Annotated in this window: 20 protein-coding genes and 1 riboswitch; of the genes, 9 read left to right on the forward strand and 11 right to left on the reverse strand. The window is 44.3% G+C overall.

What is annotated here, in order from left to right; all coding sequences use genetic code 11:
• Nucleotides 1–612 precede the first annotated feature (612 nt).
• Nucleotides 613–819 (forward strand): dodecin, encoded by a 207-nt coding sequence (locus tag FS373_RS11705; RefSeq protein ID WP_144045238.1) that lies wholly within the window; start codon nucleotides 613–615, stop codon nucleotides 817–819.
• Here FS373_RS11705 and queG read toward each other — a convergent pair.
• A complete protein-coding gene (gene queG / locus FS373_RS11710) occupies nucleotides 816–2090 on the reverse strand; it encodes a tRNA epoxyqueuosine(34) reductase QueG (RefSeq protein ID WP_152829481.1) in 1275 nt (424 codons plus the stop codon). The genes FS373_RS11705 and queG overlap by 4 nt on opposite strands.
• A gap of 276 nt (nucleotides 2091–2366) precedes the next feature.
• On the opposite strand from queG, the gene FS373_RS11715 reads away from it, so the two are divergent.
• Nucleotides 2367–3092 (forward strand): sulfite exporter TauE/SafE family protein, encoded by a 726-nt coding sequence (locus tag FS373_RS11715; RefSeq protein ID WP_144045240.1) that lies wholly within the window; start codon nucleotides 2367–2369, stop codon nucleotides 3090–3092.
• A gap of 315 nt (nucleotides 3093–3407) precedes the next feature.
• Nucleotides 3408–5027, forward strand: a complete 1620-nt coding sequence (locus FS373_RS11720) for a methyl-accepting chemotaxis protein (RefSeq protein ID WP_144045241.1) — start codon at nucleotides 3408–3410, stop codon at nucleotides 5025–5027.
• A gap of 169 nt (nucleotides 5028–5196) precedes the next feature.
• On the opposite strand, the gene add is transcribed toward FS373_RS11720, so the two are convergent.
• From add to FS373_RS11735, 3 genes are all read right to left on the reverse strand, one after another.
• Nucleotides 5197–6192 carry an adenosine deaminase gene (gene add, locus FS373_RS11725; protein ID WP_152829482.1) on the reverse strand — a complete coding sequence of 332 codons (996 nt, stop codon included), beginning with the start codon at nucleotides 6190–6192 and terminating at the stop codon, nucleotides 5197–5199.
• Between the two features lie 114 nt (nucleotides 6193–6306).
• A riboswitch (purine riboswitch) is annotated at nucleotides 6307–6406 on the reverse strand.
• 225 nt (nucleotides 6407–6631) lie between these two features.
• The gene (locus tag FS373_RS11730; protein ID WP_144045243.1) at nucleotides 6632–8929 is read right to left on the reverse strand and encodes a beta strand repeat-containing protein; all 2298 of its coding nucleotides are present in this window, start codon (nucleotides 8927–8929) and stop codon (nucleotides 6632–6634) included.
• A 729-nt stretch (nucleotides 8930–9658) separates the two neighbouring features.
• Nucleotides 9659–11473: a diguanylate cyclase gene (locus FS373_RS11735; protein ID WP_227992697.1), complete on the reverse strand. Its 1815-nt coding sequence runs from the start codon at nucleotides 11471–11473 to the stop codon at nucleotides 9659–9661.
• 427 nt (nucleotides 11474–11900) lie between these two features.
• Here FS373_RS11735 and FS373_RS11740 point away from each other — a divergent pair, with 427 nt between their 5' ends.
• Nucleotides 11901–12362: a phosphatase PAP2 family protein gene (locus FS373_RS11740; RefSeq protein ID WP_227992698.1), complete on the forward strand. Its 462-nt coding sequence runs from the start codon at nucleotides 11901–11903 to the stop codon at nucleotides 12360–12362.
• Between the two features lie 93 nt (nucleotides 12363–12455).
• Nucleotides 12456–12893: a DUF3069 domain-containing protein gene (locus tag FS373_RS11745; protein WP_144045245.1), complete on the forward strand. Its 438-nt coding sequence runs from the start codon at nucleotides 12456–12458 to the stop codon at nucleotides 12891–12893.
• A 522-nt stretch (nucleotides 12894–13415) separates the two neighbouring features.
• Here the strand turns inward: FS373_RS11745 and FS373_RS11750 are convergent.
• On the reverse strand, nucleotides 13416–14393 hold the full coding sequence (locus tag FS373_RS11750) for a transposase (RefSeq protein ID WP_152829484.1): 978 nt from the start codon (nucleotides 14391–14393) through the stop codon (nucleotides 13416–13418).
• Nucleotides 14394–14619: 226 nt separating this feature from the next.
• Here FS373_RS11750 and FS373_RS11755 point away from each other — a divergent pair, with 226 nt between their 5' ends.
• A complete protein-coding gene (locus tag FS373_RS11755; protein ID WP_152829485.1) occupies nucleotides 14620–16314 on the forward strand; it encodes an amidohydrolase in 1695 nt (564 codons plus the stop codon).
• 100 nt (nucleotides 16315–16414) lie between these two features.
• Here the strand turns inward: FS373_RS11755 and FS373_RS11760 are convergent, their stop codons facing one another.
• Nucleotides 16415–17287 carry a LysR family transcriptional regulator gene (locus FS373_RS11760; protein WP_144045248.1) on the reverse strand — a complete coding sequence of 291 codons (873 nt, stop codon included), beginning with the start codon at nucleotides 17285–17287 and terminating at the stop codon, nucleotides 16415–16417.
• A gap of 305 nt (nucleotides 17288–17592) precedes the next feature.
• Here FS373_RS11760 and FS373_RS11765 point away from each other — a divergent pair, with 305 nt between their 5' ends.
• The 3 genes from FS373_RS11765 (at nucleotide 17593) to FS373_RS11775 (ending at nucleotide 20177) form a co-directional block, all read left to right on the forward strand.
• A complete protein-coding gene (locus FS373_RS11765; RefSeq protein WP_144045249.1) occupies nucleotides 17593–18774 on the forward strand; it encodes a porin in 1182 nt (393 codons plus the stop codon).
• Nucleotides 18775–18784: 10 nt separating this feature from the next.
• Nucleotides 18785–19195, forward strand: coding sequence for a phosphate ABC transporter substrate-binding protein (locus tag FS373_RS11770; RefSeq protein ID WP_144045250.1), 411 nt, complete (start codon nucleotides 18785–18787; stop codon nucleotides 19193–19195).
• Nucleotides 19196–19361: 166 nt separating this feature from the next.
• Nucleotides 19362–20177, forward strand: coding sequence for a hypothetical protein (locus FS373_RS11775; protein WP_152829486.1), 816 nt, complete (start codon nucleotides 19362–19364; stop codon nucleotides 20175–20177).
• A gap of 464 nt (nucleotides 20178–20641) precedes the next feature.
• Here the strand turns inward: FS373_RS11775 and FS373_RS11780 are convergent, their stop codons facing one another.
• From FS373_RS11780 to FS373_RS11800, 5 genes are all read right to left on the reverse strand, one after another.
• Entirely contained in the window at nucleotides 20642–22330 is a 1689-nt protein-coding gene (locus FS373_RS11780; RefSeq protein WP_144045252.1) for an NAD-dependent malic enzyme, read from the reverse strand.
• A gap of 202 nt (nucleotides 22331–22532) precedes the next feature.
• Nucleotides 22533–22997 (reverse strand): DUF1456 family protein, encoded by a 465-nt coding sequence (locus FS373_RS11785; protein ID WP_144045253.1) that lies wholly within the window; start codon nucleotides 22995–22997, stop codon nucleotides 22533–22535.
• A gap of 54 nt (nucleotides 22998–23051) precedes the next feature.
• Nucleotides 23052–24521 (reverse strand): serine hydrolase domain-containing protein, encoded by a 1470-nt coding sequence (locus tag FS373_RS11790; protein ID WP_227992699.1) that lies wholly within the window; start codon nucleotides 24519–24521, stop codon nucleotides 23052–23054.
• A gap of 29 nt (nucleotides 24522–24550) precedes the next feature.
• On the reverse strand, nucleotides 24551–25732 hold the full coding sequence (locus tag FS373_RS11795) for an NRAMP family divalent metal transporter (RefSeq protein WP_144048852.1): 1182 nt from the start codon (nucleotides 25730–25732) through the stop codon (nucleotides 24551–24553).
• A 278-nt stretch (nucleotides 25733–26010) separates the two neighbouring features.
• Complete coding sequence (locus FS373_RS11800; RefSeq protein ID WP_144045254.1) at nucleotides 26011–26385, reverse strand: response regulator; 375 nt, start codon at nucleotides 26383–26385, stop codon at nucleotides 26011–26013.
• Between the last annotated feature and the right edge of the window lie 99 nt (nucleotides 26386–26484).

A 26484-nucleotide genomic window follows, 5' to 3' on the forward strand; every position in this document is an offset into this window, starting at 1 on the left:
GGTTTCTGGTGGTTTCTGGTGGTTTCTGGTGGTTTGTGTATTAGTCGTCATCCTAAACTCGTTTCAGGATCCAGCTTGAATACTTTTTCAGTTTTCCCCGTCATTCCGAAGGGTAATACCATTCCGAGTAAGTATCTGATCATTCAACGGGAGTTCAAAGCGCTGTAGGCAAGGGCTATATTTGCTCCTGCAATATAGACATTCACCACATCCATGCGGCTTGCGAATATTTGAAGCTAATAGTTATTCTCGGCAACAAGCTCCTGCGTTGCTCTACCTCCTGCATCCATGCAGTCGTATATCGAGAACATTCAACGTAGCATAAAGGGCTTTGCCCTTTTCTTTAAACATCAGCCGCACTGCGTGAGGCTCTCAGCGTTTCCACTTTTTTGTTACATTGACTTAAAAGGGAATAACCATTTCCTCATCAATGCGCCTTGAATTGAAAAAGCTGAGAGTCTCTGAATTGACCAGATACTTATATGGAATGGTATAAGAAGCTAGGTGCTGATAGCTCTCCTATACTGAGTTGGACAGAGTGTTGTTTTGCTCTTGCTCTATTACTCGTAATAATCTGTACTCGCGCAATCACTGGATTACCCGGAGCTAGTCATGAGTCATACCTATAAAGTTATTGAATTAGTGGGATCTTCGCCTATCAGTTCGGATGAAGCGATCAAAAATGCCGTCACTTCCGCGGGGCAGACTTTGAAGCATCTTAGGTGGTTTGAGGTGATTGAGACTCGGGGACATCTGGAGGCGGGCTTGATTGCTCACTGGCAGGTGACCATCAAGGTTGGGTTTACGATAGAACCTTAGGCATCCCTTGGCAGGCCTTTTTCGATGCTGCGGATCACTCTTTGTGTTTTGCGGCTGAGGGATGAGGCGTTCTGGACTCTATCTGACTGGCTCAAGGCTGCTGTTTCACGGCCTTTTGTTTCCAGGCTCTGTTTTTCCAGGATAAGGGCTGATGCTAGCTTGGTGTGTTGCTGAGTCAGGGCCCAGTCGATATGTTCTATGACCATCTCATCGACCTCTTTGGATGCTTTTCTCTGCTCGAGCTCTTGGACGACCTTTTCTGAAGCTGGGGCATTTCCTAAGGCGACGGCGATGTTTCTTAGCCAGCGCTTATGTCCGATACGGCGAATGGGGCTGCCTTCGGTGATCTTGAGAAACTCGGCCTCAGTCCAACCAAAGAGGATAAGCAATTCAGGTTGTTTAAGTGGGTCCCGGGTGTGAAAATCACTCTCGAGGGTGAGCGGCGCCTTGCTGTTGACCGGGCATACTAGCTGGCAGTCATCACAGCCGTAGATACGGTTACCTATGAGAGGACGAAACTCTTCAGGAATGGCCCCTTGCAGCTCTATGGTCAGATAAGAAATGCAACGTCTGCCATCGACGATATACGGCTCGACTATGGCATTGGTTGGACATGACTTGATGCAGGCGACGCAGGTATTACAGCCCTCACTGACGGGAATGTCCACGGGCAGGGGCAGGTCGAGTAATAGCTCACCGAGAAAGAACCAGCTGCCCACCTCTTCATTGAGCAATAGACTGTGTTTACCAGTCCAGCCCAGACCAGCTTTCTCGGCTAGGGGCCTCTCGAGTATCGGCGCCGAGTCCACAAAGGGGCGGAAGTTAGTTTTGCCCGCATTCATGATATCAAGCTCGGCCTGAATCATCTGGCCTAGCTTCTTGAGGCGATTACGGATCAACTTGTGATAGTCCCGTCCGCCGGCATAACGGGAGATATAGGCAAGGTTGGGATCTTTGAGATTAGTCGCGAAGCCTGCTTCTGGCGGCAGGTAGTTCATTCTGGCTGAGATGACCCTGATAGTGCCGGGGTGCAGCTCATGTGGACGGGCACGCATCATGCCATGGGCTTCCATATACGCCATATCACCATGATAGCCCTTGTCCAGCCACTGCTGTAACTTGAGCTCTTCGCTGGTTAAGTCTGTGTCACATATACCTATTTGAGCAAAGCCCAGCTCAATGCCCCACTGCTTGATTTTAGCTGTGAGTTCTCTTAGTTCTGCTGGTGAGAAGAGGTGGGAATTTGTTGGAGGTTGAGCTGTGTCAGACATAGGATTGGTATATAAATAGGCAATGAAATACCACAATATGATAACAGTAATTCGCTACCTTAGCTGCTGATTTGATTAAGCCTGCCTCTTGGGCTTAGTTACAGTTTCCACTAGATGTGAATTTTGGCAACTTTTATCTATTATTCCTCCTGTTGCCAGTTTTGATTCGAATGGATAGTATTACAGCAGGCATTTAAATCATGCTATTCGAATCAAGAGTTAACTGACGCAAAGACCTAGGAACTAGTCCCTAGGATCTAATTCTTAAAGGGAAACATGGATTATACGCTTATCATTTCCCTTTTCCTGTTAACCACCTTTACCTCCACCGTAGCGGGTATATGTGGCTTAGGCGGCGGACTTATCTTAGCCGTGACTTTACCTTGGTTCGTACCAGCCGCAGCTGTCATTCCTATTCATGGCACCACCCAATTAGCGAGTAATTTCACTCGTCTCGGATTTTCCTTCAAGCACATATATTGGCCGGTTGTGGGTCCGTTTGTGCTGGGTTCCTTGGTCGGTATCGCCCTGTTCGGCTTCTTCCTGATAAACCTGTCGACTGAGTTTATTCCCTTGTACATCTCGATTTATCTGCTGCTTAGCCTCTGGGTAAAACCTATTGAAGATTTACTTGGCAAGCTGGAAAACTTTTATCTGGTTGGCGCGGCGCAGACTGGTCTGGGGTTAGTGGTAGGTGCTCCCGGTCCACTGACCATAAACCTTTTGATGAAGCGCTTGACTGATAAAGATCAGATCATTGCCACAGCGGCGCTGTTGATGGGCTTGAGTAATGTTTCTAAAGTGGTGACTTATGCGGGATTAGGATTCATTTTTTCCGATTTTTTGCCACAAATACTCTCGGCTATCTTAGGGGCTTCTTTAGGTTCTTTGATTGGCACTAAGCTAAGAGGAAAGATCGACAACCAGAAGTTTATGAAGGCCTTGAAGTGGATATTAACCTTATTGGCAATTCAAACACTTGTTCGTTTTAGCTATGGCTGAATAAAGGATGCTACTAGCGCTCTCTTGCATCACTCAGCCCTCCATAACCCCCTAGTATTCCTGTTTATATTCATCTGAACTTTGTTTGTCTACAGGCTATTAATTTTGCTTTCTGTAGTTATTCTGGCTTCTTGGGCTGTTTTATTATTTAAGTTGAGTTATTTGCGTTGTCCCTGCCGTAATTGTTCCTCACCATAACAATAGTTATTCATTTTTGACGCATATTTAATGTGTGTTAATGCTAGTTTCATACCAGTTTCGGTGTTAGTTATATAAGGCAGTACATAAAAACAACTATTTTCTAAGGTTCCTTATATGACGCTTAATCGCAAGATAATGACATTTGTGGGCGTACTCTTTATCGCCTTGATAAGTATTGCAGTCTTAGGTCTGCAGGCCTTATCTAAAGCCAGTGAAAGTGACAATATTGCCCGAATTAATCAGTTGATGAAGAGTACGGTCAATATTGTTGAGCAGTTTGAGCAATTAGCCGCATCGGGTGAACTCAGTGAGTCCAAGGCTAAGCAGTATGCCGCTCAGATGCTCAGAGAGAATAAATATCACGACTCTGAATATGTCTATGTGGTCGACGACAAACTAGACTTTTTAGCTACCCCACACGATCCCCAACTTCATGGCACCAGCTTCAACGATTTTAAGGATGCCAGCGGTAAGAGTATCGGCCAGATGGTGGAGGGCTTAGTGGGTAACAAGACCCAGCAGATCATCACCTATCATTGGGATTCTGAGCGTAATGGCACCGTCGTCGATCTCACCTCTGTGGTACAGAAAACCAGTCGTTGGGGCTGGTATGTGGGAACCGGGATCAGTTCCGCCGAAGCCAATGAACGCTACTGGTCTGTGGCCAAGTGGCTGTTAACCCTATCTATCATCATCGCTGTGGTATTGTCCTTTGCCCTCTATCGTTTCGGAGCAAGCATGCGTAATGCGTTAGGCGCCGAGATTGAAGATGTGCGCAATATTGTGATCAAAGTCTCAAGGGGCGACTTGAAGCAAAATCCTGACTTTAAATATGCCAGCAATGACAGCGTTGTCGGTGCGATAAATTATATGCAGGAAGGATTGCAAGACGTTGTAAAAGAAATAAAAAATGTCGCTGACACTCTTAATGAGCAAATGGTGGAATCAGAGAGTCGCGCCACGGAATTAGATAACTTAACCAGGACTATGAATGAGGAAACCCAGATGGTGGCTTCGGCTGTCACTGAGCTTACCGCTTCATCGGGTACTGTTGCTGACCATGCTAAGCAGACTGCCGACTCTGTTACCGCCGCGGAAAAACAAGGGCTGAACGCTCATCTCTTGACTGAGGAAGCGTCTAAAACCATAGCCCTGCTTGAGACTCAGATAGAGAGTGCGGGTTCGAATATTCAGATCCTCGATGATGAGGTCAATAATATCGCCAATGTGCTGTCTGTGATCCAGGGGATTGCCGAACAGACCAACCTACTGGCACTCAACGCGGCTATCGAAGCGGCACGCGCTGGAGAGCAAGGTCGTGGTTTCGCCGTGGTTGCCGATGAAGTGCGTCAATTGGCTCAGAGGACTCAGAGCAGCACGGGTGAGATCAATAAGATGATTGTTAAGCTGCAGACCGCTGCTAAGGATGCGAAAACTTCTGTGACTCAGAGTATAACGACCAGTGAAGAGACGGTGGCTAAATCACATCAGGTGTCTGAAGAGCTCAAAAATATTGCGACCTCGCTATCTGAAATCTCCTCGATGAGCCATCAGATCTCGGAGGCGGCGTCGGAGCAGTTAACGGCGGGGGAGGACTCGGCTCAACGAATCGTCAATATCTCAGAAACAGCCGAAAATACGGCATCAGTGTCTCATTCGTCCCATGCGACCAGCGCCCAGATCCAGATGTTAACTAAGAATCTGGAGAAAGAGGTGCAGAAGTTCTCTATCTAATACTCTCAGCTAGAGTAAGAGTAAGTGCTCACATACTAAGAGCTGATGAGTTAGCCCAACTTTTCTCTGCATAGGTGATAGGACGGACTAAATATGATGGATCAGGCATGAAAAAAGCCAGCCTATACGAACGTATAAGCTGGCTTTTTATTCTGTATTTTAGAAAAACCTAGTCGACGAAGCTCATCAGATGTTGTTTGACTTCATCTGAAGCAAAGGCTTGTTCGACACTGATTTTATAGATGTTGAAGTAATCTTCACGGCTCAGGCTGAACTCTTGCATCACCTTTCGTACCTCGTCTGTCATAGTGGTATTGGAGACGGTGCGGTTATCTGTGTTGATTGTGATGGGCAGCCCATCTTCATAAAAGGCTTTCAGCGGATGCTCACTAAGATTATCCACCGCTTTCGTCTGAATATTACTGCTGGGGCAGGTCTCCAGGCCGATATTCTGCTGTTTCACTAGGTCATAGGCGCCCTGATGACCCGTGATATGAATCCCATGACCCACACGCTCGGCTTTAAGCATAGAGATGGCGTCGAATACGTTTTGACCCACGCCTTGCTCTCCGGCGTGTATAGTGATGCGGTAGCCTTTCTCGATGGCGTAAGCTACATAGGGGATAAACTCACTGCAAAATCCCGGTAGCTCTGCGCCAGCCAAGTCGAAGGCCACCACGCCCTTGTTCAGATAAGGAGCGCCCGCATCGATAACATCTCTGATGTTATCCTTGGGGAACGTTCTCAAGATAGAGAGAATATAGTTGCCCTTAATATCATACATGGCTTCGGCGCGCTGCATGCCTTTGACGACTGAGTCTATGATCTGATCGAAGCTTAGACCCTGCAATTGATGCAGTTGTGGGCCGAATCTGACCTCGAAATATTTGACGTTTTCCTTAGCCGCATCCTCGAAAAGCTCAAATGAAATACGCTCGATACCTGCTTGGGTCTGCATCACAGACAGAGGAAGGTCGAAACGCATCAGATACTCTTCGAGATTTTGACATGTCTCGGGGGCGATCATTAATGCACGGATTTCGTTGATGTCTTGGCTGGGAATGGAGATGCTTTGCTCGTTGGCCAGATCGATAATCGTTTGTGGGCGAACGCTGCCATCTAAGTGACAATGTAGATCGATCTTGGGTAAGCTTAAATAATTCATGAGTCTCTACCTTTATTGGATAGTACCTATATGAATACCGATTAAAAGAGGGATCTATAGCGCTTATTGGACGCAGATCCTGTCTATTAACAGATAGTCTATATTGGAGATAGTGCATAAAGTTACAGACTTCATAATCAAGAATTTAAGGCTCTTGGTAGAAACTCCCAAACCATATCATTGGGATTATACGAAGCGATTTTTCGGACTATAACATTAGCTATAAGTGACTGCAACGTTCGACTTTAGCGCTTGCTAATTTACTCTGACTTGATCTAGTGGCTTGATGGCGTGGATTTATTTTGATGTCTTGATTGCGATTCGTTGAACACTTTGGGGGAAGCATGGTTCTGGATTGATAACATTAACTCAGCAAAAAGGGGGCTAATGCCCCCTTAGGTTTAGTTCAACTTAAGATACGTTTACTCGTACCTTGGTTTTACATAGAACCTTGGTTGATCATCACTGAGTTGTTTGAACCAACTTGAGTCACAGCCGCGGTGTTAGACATATCAGTTTGGATGATATTGGCGTAATTCATGGCGCCGCCGGTGGCCGTAACATAAGCAACATGGCTGTTGCCCGTTTGAGATACGAGTAATTCGTTCTCTGCGCCCCAAGTCGAATCTACATCGGCGAAGTTAAGGTCGCCATTTTGGTCGATATCAACCAGTGAACCGTTATGTGAAGACTCTGCCGAAACTAAATTACCGTTACCAATCTGGTCGATATACATGGTGTTATCTGAACCTGTAGAGGTTGCACCTATGTCACGGCCTGTATCTGAGTTAGATATACGGTTATTATTACCATTTTGAGTAATAAATATCTCGCTGCCCGCACCAGAGAAGGTGCCTGCACCTGCATAGTTACCAAGACCCGTCTGGTCGATAGTGATGCTGTTACCGAAACTAGTAGCATCTTGCATAACCAGTACATCGTTACCTAAACCATTTTGAGTCACGGCTACAGTATCGCGGTTACCGTCTTGATAGATATCTGCATTGTTAGACACAAGCGCCGTATCGGAACTCACCTGGCTGACTGTCGCATCATTGCCGTTACCTGTTTGGGTAACACGAGTCGTTTGCTGATAGTCCTGAGTAACAGATGAACTGTTGTTATTACCGTCTTGTACTACTCTGGCAGTGTTTTGTGAATCTTGCTGTATGCTTGACTCATTGCCATTACCGTTAATTTGCAATGAAAAAACAGTGTTAGAGATCCCTTGTGTGACCTCAGCATAGTTGTTGTTACCATCGACCTGAATGACATCTGCTTGGTTAGCTGAGCCTTGCTCTATGTTAGATTCGTTACCATTGCCTTCAAGCTGTAATACAAACACATCGTTAGCTTGGTCTTGCTCTATATTGATGTAGTTATTATTGCCACCGTCTTGTGCTACGAATGCTGTGTTGTCATCTTCTTGCTCTATCCAAGACTGGTTACCGTTGCCGCTAACTTGTATCACTGTAGCCGAGTTATCATCATCTTGATCTATCCAAGAGCTATTACGGTTACCATTGTCTTGGACCACAGTCACTGTGTTGTCGTCATCCTGATCGATATCGGAGAAGTTACCATTGCCGTTAGTCTGAGTAACGTTAACTGTGTTGTCATCATCTTGATCTACCCAAGACTCGTTGTTGTTACCGCCACCCTGATAGATACGCAATGAGTTATCATCATCCTGTTCGATATCTGAGAAGTTACCGTTACCATTTTCCTGGGTGACGTAGGTGACGTTATCGTCATCTGAATTTAGGTATGACTCATTACCGTTACCGTTTTGCTGAGTGATATAGGCTTGGTTTCTATCTTCCTGGATCACATCTGATACGTTGCCATTACCATTTAGCTGAGTGACTATCGCCTGGTTATCTTCATCCCCTGAGCGATCGGCTTGATCGATATAAGATTCGTTGTTGTTACCCGTTTGGCTGATAATCGCCGTGTTGTTCTCTGCCTGAAGCACTTCTGAGTAGTTACCATTGCCCATTTGTGTCACGGTCGCCGTGTTCATTTCAAGCTGATCTACGTATGAGCCATTAGCATTACCAGTTTGGCTGACCGATGCTAGGTTCTGCCCAACGCCGTCATCACCGTTTTGATAGATGGTCGAGTCGTTTCTATTACCAGATTGTATCGATGTCGCCGTGTTTTGTTGAGCCGATTGGCTAATGAGTGCGACGTTATCGTTACCCGTCTGTGTCAGAGTGGCGAGTGTAGTATCGCCACCTATGCTACCCGTCGATTGGGTGATATCGGCATCGTTACCCGAACCAGACTGAGTCAGGTTGGCAACGGCTGCGTCAGAACCTGTTTGACCTATATAGGCATCATTGCCTTGGCCGACATGCTGAGTGATGGTCGCGAGTGCACTATCTGAGTCAGTGTTCTCGATGAGAGCGGTGTCGCCATTACCGGTTTGAATGATGTTCGATGAAGCAGAAGTCACATCGGCTTGGCTGACTATGGCTGAATTACGGTTGCCCGATTGCTGGATATCGGCAATGTTCAGATCCGAATTTAACTGATCCACTTGGGCTGTGTTGCGGTTACCATCTTGGTCAATCAATGCCTGATTACTATTGCTTTCGATAGTCTGGTTAACGGTCGCGCCGTTATTATTACCATCTTGTGTCACAGTCGTATTGTTATCAATACTGGCAGCTGAGGCTCCCGAAGAAGCGAGTAAAGCCGCTGATATCAGCATGGCAATCTTAGAATGTTTCATTAAATTATTCCCTTATTAACTAGTTAGTTGCTTAATTTGAGCCGTTAAAAACTTTGGTCATCGACTCAAAATAAAACAGACAAGATCCTTGCTGCTGGATCAAGATTAAAAACATTTTTGTTTGTACTCGTTGTTACCGCTTGATAGATAAGTCTCATCATTTTGAATGACTCGATCCCTATGTCACTGAGAATTGACTTAGTACACTCACTCCTTTCTTCATACCTAGGATTTAGCGTGTCAATTTATTGACGACAATTATGAGGAGTTAACGACTGAGTAACATCAGTCTTGAGTATTAAAGGATCTAGGTAGAAAGGATGTAATTACACTGGGTACTAATACTTTTATACTATTCGTAAATCCATGTTGTTAGTCTAAGTTATTGTTTTAATTTATGTTGGTTGTTTTTGTGATCGAATGAGATAGATAAACAAGTTAGAGTCAGAAATCTAGAATAACAATACTAAAGTGTTACGGAGTGGGAGCGGAAAGTAGGGCTTGGGCGGACAATATGTGATTATTGATTCATGTTTTTTCCAAGTATGATTTTCAGGCATAAGAGCTTCAGATATAAGAGGTTATATGAGAACCCATTCCTCAGTGCTGGTTATTTTTCTAAATGTACTTCATGGTGAATACTTTGGCATTATGACTGTGCCTGAAGATGTGGAAATAATCTGGCGTGATAAGATCGCAGGATGACTAAGCGCTAGTGATTGCTTGTATTCATCCTGATTTGACACAGTTTCTTCCACTAGATTTAGCCAGATATAGCCCTTTATCGGCGCGCTGTAGTAGTTCGGAGAAGTTTCTATCTTGTTCCCTGGCGGCGACCCCTGCGCTGATGGTCATGGTTAATTCTTGGGCTATATCACTCAAGTCTGTCATGGCTATGGAGTCCACTAAACGCTCGGCAATCTCTGTGGCTTGTTCTAAGTTGGTATGAGGTAATATGACTAAGAACTCTTCGCCACCGACCCGGCCTACTAGATCCGATTTTCGCATCAGATCACTGGCAATGTTTGCCAGTGAAATTAACGTCTTATCGCCGATATTGTGGCCAAAGTTGTCATTGATCTTCTTGAAGTGATCGGCATCGAACAAGATTAAGGCCATCACATCATGGTTTTCAGAGAAAGCTTGTTCGCCGACGGTATAGGCGTGTCTGCGATTTGCTAGTTTAGTCAAGTGATCTGTCAGGGCTAAAGTACTAAATAGTTTAGATTTTTGTGCTTGTTTATAGGCAAATAAAGAGATGACTATAATGACTATGATGGCGAGAAAGATGACAGTAAATTGTAAGTATCGATTTTGCTGTAAAATTTGTAATTCATGCTCCTTTATCTGCTGTGTCTCTAGCAGCAAGAGGTTTTCAGTTTCAACTTGCTTAGTATTGAATCGAGTCTGCATCTCTGCGGTTCTATGAGTCTGTAGCTTGATATCCAATTCATTATGGAGTTGATTAAAATGTTCCAGTGAATGGTATGCATGCTCCCATTGGAAAAGAGCCGCGAATACCTGACTTTCTAGCATATAGAGCTGGGTGAGACCACGAGTATTCTTGACTCTCAAGAAGGCAGATTTAGCTTCTTCGATAAGGGGAATTGCCGCGATGGGCTGGCCTTGTAATAGCTGGAACTGGGCGCGAAATAGCATCATAAAGCTATAGAAGGCTTCATCTGTAGGTAGAACATGCTTCTGTGCTTCATCAAGATATTTTTGAACCTCATCTAAGCGGCCCAACTTGATAAGAATCCCCGCTAAGTTAATGGCGACAAAACTTTGGGCTAGTTCATCTTTTTCCTGCTGCCAGTATCGATAGCTTTGCAGATGTTTCTTCAGTGCCGCTTCATTTTCACCTAATTCTTCCAGGGCGATGGCCATCTCCGTCACCATGTCCGTGGCGGATTCGAGATCGCCAGTTTCGATAAATTTGGCTTCGAGTTTTGCATAATACTTATATGCCGTGTGAGGATCGCCAAATCGACGATAACTAGTGGCTATTTCGGCTAAGTTATATCGACTCCAGAATGCCAGGTTTAAGTCATCGTAGAGCTGTTGAGCACTGTATAGGTCTTCCAGTGCCAAGGCGTAATTGCCCTGGAAGGAGTAGATAGCGCCTCGCAGGCCTCGGGCATCGGCGATAAGCCTAGGGGACTCAAGTTGATAGGCTTGAGCTATGACTTGATTGTATTCATTTAAGGCTAGGTCGACGTTTCCCGCGACTTGATAAAACCAGGCTCGGCACAGCTTTAAATCGGCAAAGGTCTCAGGAGATTGCTTGATGATTTCAGCATTCAGTTGTTTTTGGGCAAACTCTAATCCTTTAGCTCTCTGAGCACTGTCATATGCATCTGTGCTCCAACATAGTACTCGCTGTAATCTGAGATAGTTATCCAGATCGGTTAAGGTGATGTTGGCTTTTAGATACTTAAGTTTAGTTTTAAGGTCGTCACTGGATAAGGTCACACCACTTTCCAATTCTTCGAAGGTAGTATTTAGATTTTTCGGCTCATCGGCCAAGACGAGAGGCGAGAGCAATATGATCAATAGCCAAGGAAAAGTTAGCTTGCCAGCCCCCCTAAGTGTGAGCGTTCGGTAAACTAGAGCCTGACATATTAGTGCAAGCTTGGATATGATTCGATGTCGTAAAAGCCGATAAATCATTATGGGCTGATGCTTCCTCTTCGTTGGATCATGATGTACAGCATACACAAATTCTAGCCGAGATTACTTCAATATTATATATTTTATATGCAAAAAATTGACATAAGATATTGTATCTTTGGATGTTACAAATGAAGGTTGGCACTTGTCTACTTACTACTTATTTTGCTTTTATGTTGGGGGGCAGGTATAAAGGCTGCCATATTTTATCTATCTAAGAGCTTCATTGCCGTGAGAGCCATATTTGCGAGCATATTATTATTGAGTGGGTCAGCTAACGCTTAATGGTAGTGGATCTAATTTGGAAAAGTCTGGTGATGCGCTTTATCTGTTAATTCCTGTCGTCACATTCGGTGCGACTCTGTTTGTCGAAGATGACTATGAGGGAAGCAGGCAGTTGATTAAGACCGGCCTTGTTTCGCGCCTTGCTGTTGAAGGGCTTAAATATGCAATCGACAAGGAAAGGCCAGATGGCTCAGATAATGACTCGTTTCCTTCGGGACATGCGGCGGATACGTTCGCAGCGGCGACCTTTGTTCAGCAGAGATTTGGTTGGGAGTGGGCCATTCCTGCCTATATAGGTGCGGCTTATGTGGGGTATCCCCGAATTGCCAGCGATCAGCATCATATTGAAGATGTATTGATCGGCGCCGCGATCGGGGTTGTATCCGGACTTTACTTTACCGACCCCTATAAAGGCATCACCATTACACCGATAGCAGGTAATGGCAGCTACGGCCTGTATGTTAGTGGCAGATTTTGAGTTCAGAGGCCAGTTTAAGTTCAACGCTAGTGTTAAATATCAGTCATTACTGATCCTAAGCCCATTTTTATTGAAAATTTATAGAGCAAAACCATGATTGAGATCACCCCAGAGTATAAGACCCGCGTCGAGCAGGTGTCATTGAATGTATGTAATGTTGTTCTTCCTATGGATCAGCTCCCAGAGAATCTGTTGGAAGCCTACGCTAACCTCTGTAATGAGTTGCTAGAAGATACTGATGAGAAATTCATCAAAGGCTGGCAAGCCTTGCCGAACAGTGCCAGGGCTCAGTTGCCACAGGCGGACTTTCATGGCTTTTATATTGCTAATGCCTGGATACAGCTGAGCCGAGTGGCACAAGACATTTCCGAGATGGCCGAGAGTGACGAGGCCATAGACGAGAAAGAGTACAACGGCATCTTCACCCGTATCTCAGATGATTCTCTCAAGGATTGTTCGAAGAAGCTGAAAAAGTCTCGCACCGATAGAGCTCTGTTTAACAGCATCATGGCAGTTATCGACGGAAAATAGCTGTCTCATCATGGATGAGATATTAATCCTATTAGGACTGACTATTGAGGTAACAGGCTATCTGTAAAGGCTATGGGAAACCATGGCCTTTTTTTGTACTTTTGTTTTAGGCAGCGGCTTGCCAGATAACAAGTCTTAACTATCTTCTTAATGGGTTAATGGGTTAAAGGGTTAAAGGGCTAAAGGGCTAAAGGGCTAAAGGGTTAAAGGGTTAAAGGGTTCACTTGAGAGGTTCTTGGTGAGCTTGCTAAGTACAATAGCCTTATCAGGTTTCATTGCTTGTTACAACCAATATGCAAGCAAAGAACGAAGCCACCCATTATAAATCAACAACATGCCAGCCTTATTTCTGGTTATCAAGATTCAACTCAGTGACGGGATTAACTCAGCCAGTAATCAGGCTTTCTGAGCTAATTATTTATAGATTTTGGTCGTTTAAGGAGGGAAATGGTGAATTTTACGCAGGACTATCCTAACCCATTAAATGGATAGGTTAGCTGGAATAAGGAATGATTGAACGTATCAGCTTGCTTGTAAATACTGACAACATTGAGAGAAATGCCGTCGTCGCTTCTCTAAGTGTTCACAGTAGCTCGTTAGCTCCTGCAAGGTGCCTACAGGCCCATGGAATAGCTTACCAAAATCAGCAGTGAGTTTTATCCAGTTATCACTGGGAATATTGAGTCGTGTCAGTATTCTTGCTGCATTGACTGAAATTTCACCTCGCTTATCATCACGAAGTATACGGCCCGTTTCATCAACTAGATCTAAGTAGTCTTTAAGGTCAAAGTTGATACCTTTAGCTTGCTGCTCATGCTCATTGCCAATAAAAGATAATAGTTTTACCGGTTGCTTCCCCTTCAAGGCCGCCTTAACTCTTAGCTGAAGGCTGGTATAATCAGAATTTTCTGGTGTTTGAGCTACCTTCGCACGGATAGGGTTCAGTTCAACATAAGCCATACACGCTAAAACGGCCGCTTCATCGAGTAAAGCTTGGCTTTTAAACCTTCCCTCCCAGAAATGCCCGGTGCAGTTATCTTCATCGTTGGCTTTCCTAGCTATGGGTTCATTGAGACAACGCATGAACCAGCTAATATCACTGAGACGTGAGCGATAAGTGGCAATGAGATGTTTTAACTGAGCCACTTGGTACTCATCAATAACCTCTCCTTTAGCGAACTTCTGTGTAATCTCTGTACCCTTGAAACATTTATGCCACTGTTCAACCACCTCTCTATCGGACCAGGTATTGACCGTCTCTAAATCAATATACAGCACTAAATGCAGATGATTACTCATCACGGCATAGGCAGCCACATCAATAGCAAACACCTCTGTCAATTTGAGGAGCTGCGTTTCTACCCAACCCCGACGATGGTCATAGTTTTTGCCTGTATATTTGTCGTCTCCGCAGAGGTGAGCGCGACGGACAACGCGACTACAGCAGTGATAATAGGGTGTATCTTCGAGACTAATTTGAGTACTTCGAGGGCGGGGCATAATAATCTCCAGCTTAAACTCTTCATTAAGCTTAGTAAGAAGAGTAACTGTATGCATTAATTATGGGTGGCCAGATTTTTTGATTTCTGCTTCATTTACTGATGTGGCTATCCCTAATTACTGATACTGAGTATTTGTCTTTATTTTCTCTCTTCCGCTAGCCTGTCTGAAAATAAACAGAAGATTCCCTATACTCATTTAGAGTTGGGGGAAATAGGATGAATTAATGAATAAAGTGTATTTACTGGCACTGATCGCGAGTCTAACTATGGGCACCACAAGTTGTAAAGCTGAGTCTACCAAACCAGCTGAACCCGCAGATATGATTATGACTAATGCTGTTATCTATGGCCATAGGGATGCCGATACTCTGGCTGTCTATGATGGCAATATTGTTTATATAGGCAGTGAAAATGGTGTGGATGCCTATCGTAATACCCAAACCCAGATGATAGATCTGGAACAAGCATTCGTGATGCCTGGTTTTATCGATAACCACAATCATGTGTTTGAAGCTGCATCGGCAGCCGGTGGTAACTGTGAGCTTAATATGGACGCATCGCTGGCAGAGCAAGTTCCTTATCTGAAAGCTTGCCGTAATCTAGCTAAAGAAAATGAATGGTTGATGGGCTACGGTTTCTCTGTGGATTCCGTGTTAAGTGAAGAGAATGACACCAGTCCACTGGAAGTGATAGATCGCATTTTTCCCGATACCCCAGTGGTGATTATGGAGCAGACTTCACACTCCATGTGGGTGAATTCAGAAGCACTCAAACGTGCAGGAATTACTAAAGATTCCAGCGAACCACAAGGCGGAAAAATACTTAAAGACCAGGATACCGGCGAGCTCAATGGTATCTTGTTCGATAATGCTGGCGACTTGGTTATGGAAATGGCATGGAACAGCTTAGAAAACCAATTTGATACTAGCTATGATGGTCTTATGACTGGGCTAGAAATTGCTGCAACCCATGGCATTACCACCATAGGTGATGGTCGACTGTATTGGAAACGCGGTTGGTATGAAGTGTGGCAAGCGGCGGCGAAAGAGGGGGCATTAACCGCAAGAGTATCGCTTCGTCCCTGGATATATCCCACCGATTCTATGGATTCCCAATTGACGTATCTGAAGACAATTCACTCCGACGACAAGTCAGGTTTGCTGTTAGTCGATCAGGTGAAAATGTACAGCGATGGTATTTTTATTAACGGTACGGCGAAATTACTTAAGCCATATATAGATACCTATATTGCAGATGAGCCTTTTGGCATTAACTATATTGCACCGCAACAGATGCCAAGCTGGCTGGATAAATTAAATCAGATTGGTTTTGGCGCTCATATTCATGCCATTGGTGATGGAGCCATTCGTGAGTCGCTTAATGCCATTGAGTATGTTCGCAGTAAAGGGGCGACAAGGCCTTATACATTAACCCATTTAGAGCTAGTCAATCCAAGGGATGTTCCCCGTTTTGTTAAGTTGGATGTAACGGCAGATTTTCAAGTGGGATCGGACTATATCGCTCATCACGATCATAGCTGGGCCGAGCCTTTTCTTGGTGCAGAGCGTAGCAGTTTCTTGATGAACTTGAAGGCCATTTTTGATACTGGTGCTAATGTGACCCTAAGCAGTGATTGGAATGTGCACGACATAAACCCATTAGTTGGCATTGCCTACAGTATCAAGATGGGCGCTACCGGTTTACCTGACATAGATTCTGCGATTGACTCATATACTATCAATGCGGCAACTAGCTTAGGGATCGGTGAGATAACAGGCTCCATAGATCTTGGTAAGTCGGCGGATTTTGCCATTATTGACAAAAACATTACTCGTTTACCCATAGAGGAGATTGTCTACGCCGAAGTCATTATGACTGTGTTACGGGGGAAAGTTGTCTTCGATGCCAATGATCATTAATCTTGTGGCCTGCACCGTTTTTACGATTTGCCTTCACACTATATGACTGGCTCTCTATATGGGCTTGTTAGTGACGAATCAGTGCCAGTATTGGCGCGCTCTAAATTAAACTATGTTCTTGCTTGAAAGCATCGATCACTTTAGATCCTTTCTTGGACAGGGTTAGGCCATTGCGCCAGCACAGCTCTACTTTTCGTTTAATCCCGACAGGCTCAAAGTCGCAGTTAAGCGACACGAGTTGCTTATCCATAACCAAGGTACTCACATACTCCCGCGGTAAAAACGCGAACCCTTTACCTAGTTTAAGCATAGCGATCAAGATATTGATGTCAGCGAACAGGCCGTAATGAGGGCTGAATCCGTTTTCATCCCCATGGCTCACATCTCCCCAAACAAGTTCACTGTGCTCACTTAAATCTTGTAAGTTTAGGCTAGATGATTCTGCCAATGGATGTCGGGGGCTGCAAACTAGTTCTTCGTGATAATAACCCAGGCGGCAGTAGTCAAAGCGGGTGTGGTGAATAGTGTCGGATTCGTGAGTCAGAATGATATCTGTAAGACCCTCGCACAGGTCTTTCTCTAGCTGCCCCGCCTCTTCCCGATACACCTCTAGATTCAAGTTCACTATGTCTAATACTGCTGCGAGGGCAGGGGTAAAGGCGAAGTCGGGAATGTAATTTTCCATTCCAATTCTGAGTATTGTAGGCTCACTTTTCGCGAGCTCCTGGGCATTTTGCACAAATTTATCCAGTTGACCCAAGCTGTGAGTAAGATAAGGAAGTAGCTTTTCACCATCTTGACTCAAGGTGGTCTTGTTACCCGAGCGATCAAAAAAACTCACTCCCAAATCAATTTCTAAATCAGAAATCCATTGGCTAACCTGAGACTGCTTTTTTCCTAATTGACGCGCCGCCGCAGAAATAGAGCCTGTTTCAATTGCCAGTAACAATGCTTGAAGATGTAGTAAATTCATAAATCTGTTTATCTCTTGTCTAATAACAAGTTTTCTAATTATTTTATTCTTGGTTCATCTAGCTTTATTCGTATTGGTTTAGTTCATTTACTTTCAATACCTTACTTGAACCAATCACCTACCATGGGGGCTGTATAGGGATATACGAATGCCTTGAAGATAGGATGCCTAGAAACGACCTTTCATGCAAACACTTCGTGAAGTGTGACAGGTCCGCCCAACTAAATATATTCTATCCTCAATAGGCATTATATTAATTACCAACTATCTTTTAATAAGAATGAAGTCATAGAAAAGGGTAGGCAATGAGAAAGCACTCACTGGTTATTGTAATTCTTTCGTTTATATATATCCCCACTTGCTTTGCTGAAGTCGTTATTAATGGCTTTGCTTCCATTGTTGCAGGCTCCAGTCTCGAAGATGACAAGTCTTACTACGGTTATGATAAAGAGATTAGTTTCGAAAACGACAGTAAGATGGCATTGCAATTTTCCGCTGATTTAGGGGAAGGTCTCAGAGCGACCGCTCAGATCATTGCAAGAGGGCGAAATGATTTTAATCCTGATTTTGAGTGGGCTTATATTTCCTATGAGATTAATGATCAATTCATGCTAATGGCAGGAAGACAGAGATTTAATCTGTATAAGTACTCAGACTATATCGATGTAGGCTACGCTTACCATTGGATAACCCCTCCAAGAGGGGTCTACTCGCTTCCTTTTAACTCAGGGGAAGGTGTAGGGCTCACCTATAGTGACTTATGGGGAGACTCTGATGCAGAGATCACCTATAAATACATCACCTCATCGATATCAGATTATCAACCTATAGGCTCAGATACTACTCCAGCTCCTTTTTCAGCCAAGGGGCACATTATTAACTTCAATTTTGCCACTGGTTCCTTTGAGTATGGGCTCAATCTAGGTCTTATCGACGAATACTCCTATGAGCAGCACACTATCATTGCTCTGGGGCAGGCTATTTCGGAAGCTGGAGTATTTACTCAAGAGATCGTTGATGATCTGTTACCCATAGATGATGGAGCAACCTTGATTGGTGCCCATGTAAAATATGATGTGGACAGTTGGTTTATTCTCGCCGAATACACCATGACAGAACTTGATCCCAGCTTCTTGGCTGATACTAACTCTGCATTTATCTCAGGTGGAATCCGGTTCAATAACTTAACCTTCCATGTGACTTACGGCATGGACGAAGGTAAGCCTCAGATGGATGCTTATGAAGCCATGTTACCTATCTATAGCTCATTACCTCCGATCAACCAAATCGCCTTAGCCCCATTGCTGTTTGGTACTCAAGCAGCCCTAACAGCACAAGAAGAAGACAGTAACTACTACATAGTAGGCACTCGATGGGACTTCCACCCATCGGCTGCATTTAAAATTGAGTACACCCATTATTCCGATGATTATTCAGTAGGTACGGATGCTCAACTGTTAGCTATTGCGGTAGATCTGGTTTTTTAGGAGAAAGAAGATGAACAAAATATTTTGCTCAATTTTACTCAGTTTGTTTTCGTTACATGCAGTGTCTGGAATTGCAGTGATAGTCCACCCTGATAACGGTGATTCTTTAGACAAGAAGAGTATTTCAAATCTCTATCTCGGTAAGACGAAGAAATTTCCTGGAGGGGCTCAAGCTATTCCGATTAACTTGGAGGAAAGGCAAGTTAATCGAGGGGAGTTTGATTCCACTGTTTTAGGTAAATCATCAAGTCAATTGAAGTCCTATTGGTCTAAGAAAGTATTTACTGGTAAAGGAACGCCCCCGAAAGAGTTTGCCAATGATGATGAAGTGATAAAGCTGGTTTCATCTAACCCAAATATTATTGGTTATATTGATAGTAGTAAGGTCAATGATACCGTTAAGGTTGTTGCTGAATTCTAACTCTAACGTTAGCTTAAAATCTGGTAGGGAACGGTCTGGGTAGACGCTGAAAATGAACTTGATTAACAATATATCCATTTTAAAAATAGGGGACTATCTTTGTCCTTTTGGTCATTATTTTTGTTTCAACATTGAGCATTAGTATTATTAAAAACCGGAAACGAAGATGATAAGGTACACAATTATTTTTGGACTCCTATTATCATGGGTCGCTTTTGGTGCACAAGCTCAAACATTTTTTTGGCAACCTGGTCCTGTATTTTCATCTATATATGTTCAATTAAGAAGTATTGATACGAAAAAAGCTAACGATCCACCAACAGAGAAAAGCGTGATTTTCGATACCTATACCATAGGGAAACTCGGAGGTTCAAACTACTTTGCTGCCATCGAAGGTACTATGGGGCATATTAATTATAGTGGACAAGATAGTCACTCTTCCTTTGGTAAAGATTTATTAAAGCTACAGGCATTTATCATTCAAACATGGCAAATTAGTGAATATTTCTCCGGTGGGTGGAATGGATATGCTATCAATAGAAATTTATCCCGCTCAGATCAAGGCCTATTTGGTTATACTTTTTATTCTATCGGTGGAGTATTAAAACATCAAAAAAATGGTTGGACTTTCGCTCCGAAGATTAACTATATATTTAGTGGGTCTTTGGGGAAAGATGGGCTCGCAGGACACAGTAAAAGTAATTTCACTGGCTACCACTTTGTACCTTTAATACGTAAAGATTTTTTGTTTCACAACACTGTCCTAACTATCTCTCCGGTATACTTGAATGTAACTGGGGATAATAAAACAGCAGCAGAATATTTAAAGTTGACTATAAGTTTGGCTTTCCCCTTTAATAATAAATGGTGGATAGCTAGCAAAGTTAGTTACCAGCATTTATATAAGTTTGATTATTTTGGCATCGATATAGCCAATGAAAATGAAACGAGGTTTATTTTGGGGTTAAGGTATCGTTGGTAGTTCTACTTTAACCATTGACAAACATTTATATGTTGCGAAAATATAGGTAATAACGAATGAAATTTACAAGAGAAACTAAGGTTAGACTTCATCCAGAATAAACAAATAAGTCGATATCTTGCTCCTCTGTTCCTTAATGATTATTCACGACAGGTACTTTAAGCATGGACTTTGTTTGAAATCTCAGAGCTCACAGTGATGACTCTTATGAAATCAAGAACCAGCGTCTCGCAGACTCTTGTCAAAGAAAGTGGTGCACATGCCTCGCTAGGTAACAACTAAGGTGCAACCTTCAGCTATTCTTACTAATACCAAATAAACAGAAGAAAAGTGCAATAGCCTTCATCCAAAGGCACAAATACAGGCAATAAAAAAGCTACCATTATCAACTGGTAGCTTTAATCTATTCTCGTATCTCGAACTTGGATCCTGAAACAAGTTCAGGATGACAAGCTAGTGAAGAGTTAGAACGAAGTTCGCTTGTAACGTCGATACTCTGCTGTCCAGAAGTTAGCTTCGATAGCCTGCTTGAGTAGCTCATCGGTACATGGTAGTGCATGGCCTTGCTCGATCGCGACCTTACCTACGGCGAGTGCAATGTGCTTGCTGACACTGTGGATCTTTTCCAGTGACGGCAATAGCGGTCCTTCACCATTGATGGCAAGTGGCGAGCATTCGGCTAATGCGCGGCTCGATGCCATCAGCATCGCATCACTGACGCGTTTAGCGCCTGAGGCGAGTACACCTAAGCCAATACCCGGGAAGATATAGCTGTTATTACACTGAGCTATCTCGAAGGTTTCATCATTAACTACTACTGGCTCGAAGGGACTGCCTGTGGCGACAAGTGCTTGGCCATTGGTCCAATGCAGCACATCTTTGGGGGTGGCTTCGACGCGGCTGGTTGGGTTCGATAGTGGAAAGATGATTGGGCGAGAGCAGTTTGCATGCATCGCCTTGATGATCTCTTCGGTGAATAATCCTGGTGCCCCGGATACCCCGATAAGTACTGTAGGCTTACCGTTCTTCATCACATCAAGTAGTGAGATGTTATCGCTGAAGTTATCCCAGTCATTTACATCATCACACTTCTGCGCCAGTTTCTGTTGGAATGGCAGTAGATTCGGCATGTTGGCTTGCAGCATACCCCAGCGATCGACCATAAATACTTGCTGGCGAGCCTGACTGTCTGAGATCCCTTCCGAGACCATTTGGGCCACTATGGCTTCGGCGATTCCGCAACCGGCAGAGCCTGCACCTAAGAAGGCGATACGTTGCTCACTCAGTTGAGTCTTAGCAGCCTTACAGGCGGCGAGGAGTGAGCCTACAGTGACGGCAGCGGTGCCTTGAATATCATCGTTAAAGCAGCAATATTGATCCTTGTAACGCTCAAGCAGAGGCATGGCGTTCTTTTGGGCGAAATCTTCGAACTGGATCAAGGCATCTGGCCAGCGACGGCTAACCGCCTGCATAAAGGCTTCGATGAACTCTTTATATTCTTCGCCGCCGATGCGCTGATGACGCCAGCCCATATACATAGGATCTTCTAGCAGATGTGGGTTATCTGTACCTACATCTAAGGTGATTGGTAAGGTATATGCTGGGCTGATACCACCACAACTGGTATACAGAGACAGCTTACCAATAGGGATGCCCATGCCACCAATACCCTGATCGCCCAGGCCCAGAATACGTTCACCGTCGGTGACAACGATGATCTTCACCTTTTGGCGTGTCGAGTTATTGAGAATATCTTCGATGCGATCTTTATTCGGATAGGAGATAAACAGGCCGCGGTTACGACGATACTCCTTGGAGAAGCGCTCACAGGCCATACCCACAGTCGGGGTATAGATGATAGGCATCATTTCGGTAATGTGGTTTTGAACCAAACGATAGTAGAGTGTTTCGTTGGTGTCTTGAATGTTTCTCAGGTAGATGTGTCTATCGAGGTCATTGGTAAAGTTAGTGTACTGATCATAAGCACGAGACGCTTGCTCTTCGATGGTTTCGATAACATGAGGCAGTAGGCCTTCGAGATTGAAGAAAACACGTTCTTCATCGGTGAATGCGCTGCCCTTGTTGATCAAGGGGGCTTCGAGAATCGCAGGTCCTGCAAAGGGAAGGTAGAGCGGGCGTTTATGATCGTCCATTGGTAACCTTTTCGATAGTGTTAATTATAGATGCCGTGAGTCTGGCAAGATTATCACGAAACGTGATCTTTGTTCTGTTTCTGAACTGTTTTTTATCTCTTTTTTACCTGTTTTTTACATTTTATTTTGTTTTGTTTAAAACAAAAAAGCACAGCCAGAGCCGTGCTTTAGGTAATCACTTCTTTATCGTAATTAGGTTTTGTTATTTACCGCGATGCTTGACTGACAGGCCCGCGAGAAAGTTACGTAAAACCTGATCGCCGCACTCTTTAAAGTGCTTATGACCTGGCTTTCTAAACAGAGCACCGAGTTCTGATTTAGACATGTTGAAATCAGCCAGAGCTAATGTGCTGATGATGTCATCTTCACGCATCTCCAGGGCAACTCTTAACTTCTTGAAGGTAAGGTTGTTGTTAATTTGTGATACTGGCTCAGGGATTTCGGCGCCTTCTCTCAGGCCACGCTTTTCTATGATAAGGCCATCAAGGAACTGACACATGGTCTTGTCATTACAAGGCTGGTAACCTTCCTCTTCCTCTTTCTTTAGCAAGTTAAGAAGAAGCTCTTGTGACACTTCATGATTAACCTTGGCGAAGATCTTGATCATCTTGGCATTTTGGTAATCGAACACGAAGCGTAGACGGCGTAAAATATCGTTGTTAATCATTAGTCTTTATCTTTTTCTAGTTGATTCCGCGGCTGCGGGATCTTGTGGGTACTATTATATCTGAGTTTCGCTCTGAGCCTCGGATTTATTTGTACTGTCTATTTTATCTTTTGTGTCCATGAGCCTTCTATTCTCAAGACTTTTAGCATAAATAAGCGACTCTCTGATACTCGCTCGTATTTGGTTATGCAGTTCAAATACCCGGTCGAGATCACTGATGTTTAATGAGATATTTTCCAGCATCACCAGATCCAGATCAAACTCAGGATAATGGAGTGTCATCGACATATATCCCGGCAGATAGCCGGTATGACTATATTCTATGATGCCATCTTCTCGGTTGATCCTAAGGCCATAACCGTAACTCATATCCGGCCACAAGAATTCTATGTCGGTATGTGAGCGAGTCATCAGCTGGTAACTCTGGGGGCTGATTAGCCTACCTGAATGCAATTTTTGCTGAAATGTGGCGAAGGCTTGAGTCGTGGCAATGATTCCACCTGCTGGAATCAAAGATTTGGTCAGCTCTAGTCCTGAGGGGGCTAATACACTGCCTGCTTCATTGAGCCCAATGGCGAGAGAGGGAGCCCGTTGACGTATGTTATCTATGGTGCCAACCTCGGCGTAGAGGCCTCCGAGTCGGTTAGTTAGCTTTAAGTTGGCAATCTGTTGAGCCAAGGTTTGCTGGTTTACCTGCTCGAGAATCTCACCTAAGAGGGAGTAACCCAAGTTGGAGTATTGAAATTGGCTGCCGGGCTGGAAACGATTTGGCTTACCTAATTTATCGACACCCGATGTGTGGCTTAGCAGGTGATGTAATGTGATGTTTTCATTGTATCGACTTGGGTTGAATCTGGGATTGTTTTGTGCTGTTTCGACATCTATGCCGTAGATGATTGTAGGCGAAGCGACTTCTTTAGACGAACCGATTCGCTGCAACGAACGCGATGAGTCGCTCTTTTCTGCTTCTTCGAGTTCGTTGCTAGCGTCGAGGGGTATTTCAGGTTCAAGGGCTGGCTCGGGAGCGGTTTCAAATTTCGCATCGAAGTCCTCATCTCTCTCAGATCCTGAATCTGTATAAGAGTCACTATTACCGCCCTGAATCTCATCAGTATCTAAGTCTAGACCATCGATGAGATAGCTATTTAGGGAGCTGTTGAGATCTAGCTTACCCGCATCGACGGTCTGCAAAATAAGAGTCGCCGTTATCTGTTTAGATAGAGAGGCGATGACGAAGCTGGTATTTTTGTTGATCCCTCTGCCCTTGTTTACTGTGAGTAGTGTTTTTCCATCTCTTAACAGGAGTACGCTGCCACTGAATGGCTGTAGAGAAGTGTCGATAGCCTGCTTTATGGCAACTTCCATATTTTGTGGTGCGACCACAGGTTCGCTTCGAGTTTGCCCATCCGAGCGCTCTGACTGTACTTTTTCATTCTTAAGCGATGGGAAATCGGCATAACTTGAGCTACTCAGTGTTAGTACACTTAACACTAAACAAGTTAATAGAGTGTTTTGTCGGTGCATCCTTGTCCTTAACTGCATTTCATAATCACTTATTTTGTCGCCATCCAGTAGATAAACAGCAGGGCAAAACTGACCAAATAGGTCATGCCTACCATAGACAGAGATTTCATTTTCCAGCCATAGCGATCTGATTCAGCCAGAGCCGAGCTGGTCATTAACTTATAGTTTAGCCAAGCGAAAATGACCGTGGTCATAAAAGCTAAGATCATCACAAATTCCAGTAGAGGCAGAAGGGCTCCTTTAAAAAACAAAATGATGCCTAAGCCAATTGCACTGATGCCAAGCATGACCCTGGTTAAGCCTTTCTCAGTGTCTTGGGTTTGAGTCAATAAGCGCCAGCCCATATTCAGGGTGCGACTGTAGCCGTCGATGACGGTCACTGTGGTGCTGAAGATACACAATAGGGCTACGGTGCCGATGAGATAGCGTGCTCCCTCGCCTAAAACCCGGCTATACAGGTCTATGAGTTGGCTGGCAAATTTAGCCCCAGATGCCGAAAACTGCTCGCCGCTGCCGTGCATAACCAGGGAGCCTAGGGCGAGGAAGACGATGGCAAGAATTGCAGTAGTCAGGTAACCGAAGTTAAAGTCGAAGATGGCTTGCTCTTTGGTTATATGAACCGTTTTTTTCTTCTCTAACAGCCAGAGGGAGTTCCATGCACTGACCTCTATGGGGGCGGGCATCCAGCCCATCATGGCGACGAGGAAACCGATATAGCCCCATTGCCAAGGTGACTGAGAGACAAAATCTGGGCTCATGATAGACGGAGCATTGAAGGCTAATGCCACGGCAATGAGCGTCGAGATGGTGAGGCAGAGCATGATCACTTTAGTGAGCTTATCGAGTAGAGTGTAATGACCAAAAATAAGCAGGGCCAGGCTCGATAGTAAGACAATCAGAGCCAGTAGATCGATGGAGAGAGGGATGAATAGGGTCAGCATCGCGGCTGTTAGCATGGCCACCCCGGCAGTGCTAGCCACGGCTGCTATGGTGTTGAGACCCGTGAACAGCAAGAGGTAGCCTCTGCCCTGTTTAAGATAACCATGGAGTAAACTCTCTCCTGTCGATGCCGTATAGCGGGCACCGGCGGCGAAGAAAGGATATTTAAGCAGATTAACCGCTAAGATAACCCAGGCCAACTGCCAGCCAAACTCAGCCCCGGCACGAGTCGAGGCGACTAGGTGAGAGGCGCCGATAGCGGCGGCCGCCATTAATAAGCCTGGTCCTAATGCGCTTAGCAGGTATCTGGCTTTAGATAACCGAGTCTCGGTGTTTAGTGAGGTGTTTAAGCTAGTATCAGTTTGTGGGTCATCTTGCGCTTTATCCATGGCATTCATTTTTTAGTGTGGGCTCCATCACTAGTTAACTGTTATTTTTATCTTTTATATAGTGGTCGTAGAATATGACACGCTTGGTATGAAGATTAAAAGAAGTTTTTGGGTAGAGTGCTATGAGTTCATTAGATAAGCCTTAATTTAGCTGGCTAATGCTATTTAGGCAGCTGGGCTTCAAGCAGTTGTTTAAAGTCTTTTCTGTTAAATGGTTTAGTCAATGCGGCAACGATATTGACCCGTTTCATTTTCAAGATGGTGAGTGTAGAAGCAAGCGTCATTTGATCCAGGCCGGTAACCAGTATGATTGGCTTGTTGCCCTTTAGGGTGATAATGCGATCGATATGAGCTATCCCGACCATGTTGGGAAGTTGTATATCGGTGACGATGAGATCGGCATCGAGATAGGATTGATCGTCGGGTAAGGCATCAAATTGAAGTATACGTTCAAAGCCTACGGACTCGGCAAGCGTTCTTATCTGTTTAGCCATAAACTCATCATCTTCAATGAGTAGGAGTGTTGCTTCAGACATATTACTGCCTTCATTATTAACTTAGTCATAGTGTAGTAGTTATGTCTGTGGATCTCTTGAATAAGTGAGATTTTCTCTTTAGAAGGTCGACGCTTCAGT

This window comes from Shewanella sp. YLB-07, assembly GCF_009377275.1.

Bases quoted from the DNA above. Each gene is read 5' to 3' on its own strand.
- FS373_RS11705 (WP_144045238.1), top strand. From the start codon at position 613: ATGAGTCATACCTATAAAGTTATTGAATTAGTGGGATCTTCGCCTATC.
- queG (WP_152829481.1), bottom strand. From the start codon at position 2,090: ATGTCTGACACAGCTCAACCTCCAACAAATTCCCACCTCTTCTCACCA.
- FS373_RS11715 (WP_144045240.1), top strand. From the start codon at position 2,367: ATGGATTATACGCTTATCATTTCCCTTTTCCTGTTAACCACCTTTACC.
- FS373_RS11720 (WP_144045241.1), top strand. From the start codon at position 3,408: ATGACGCTTAATCGCAAGATAATGACATTTGTGGGCGTACTCTTTATC.
- add (WP_152829482.1), bottom strand. From the start codon at position 6,192: ATGAATTATTTAAGCTTACCCAAGATCGATCTACATTGTCACTTAGAT.
- FS373_RS11730 (WP_144045243.1), bottom strand. From the start codon at position 8,929: ATGAAACATTCTAAGATTGCCATGCTGATATCAGCGGCTTTACTCGCT.
- FS373_RS11745 (WP_144045245.1), top strand. From the start codon at position 12,456: ATGATTGAGATCACCCCAGAGTATAAGACCCGCGTCGAGCAGGTGTCA.
- FS373_RS11750 (WP_152829484.1), bottom strand. From the start codon at position 14,393: ATGCCCCGCCCTCGAAGTACTCAAATTAGTCTCGAAGATACACCCTAT.
- FS373_RS11755 (WP_152829485.1), top strand. From the start codon at position 14,620: ATGAATAAAGTGTATTTACTGGCACTGATCGCGAGTCTAACTATGGGC.
- FS373_RS11760 (WP_144045248.1), bottom strand. From the start codon at position 17,287: ATGAATTTACTACATCTTCAAGCATTGTTACTGGCAATTGAAACAGGC.
- FS373_RS11765 (WP_144045249.1), top strand. From the start codon at position 17,593: ATGAGAAAGCACTCACTGGTTATTGTAATTCTTTCGTTTATATATATC.
- FS373_RS11770 (WP_144045250.1), top strand. From the start codon at position 18,785: ATGAACAAAATATTTTGCTCAATTTTACTCAGTTTGTTTTCGTTACAT.
- FS373_RS11775 (WP_152829486.1), top strand. From the start codon at position 19,362: ATGATAAGGTACACAATTATTTTTGGACTCCTATTATCATGGGTCGCT.
- FS373_RS11780 (WP_144045252.1), bottom strand. From the start codon at position 22,330: ATGGACGATCATAAACGCCCGCTCTACCTTCCCTTTGCAGGACCTGCG.
- FS373_RS11785 (WP_144045253.1), bottom strand. From the start codon at position 22,997: ATGATTAACAACGATATTTTACGCCGTCTACGCTTCGTGTTCGATTAC.
- FS373_RS11790 (WP_227992699.1), bottom strand. From the start codon at position 24,521: ATGCACCGACAAAACACTCTATTAACTTGTTTAGTGTTAAGTGTACTA.
- FS373_RS11795 (WP_144048852.1), bottom strand. From the start codon at position 25,732: ATGGCGGCCGCCGCTATCGGCGCCTCTCACCTAGTCGCCTCGACTCGT.
- FS373_RS11800 (WP_144045254.1), bottom strand. From the start codon at position 26,385: ATGTCTGAAGCAACACTCCTACTCATTGAAGATGATGAGTTTATGGCT.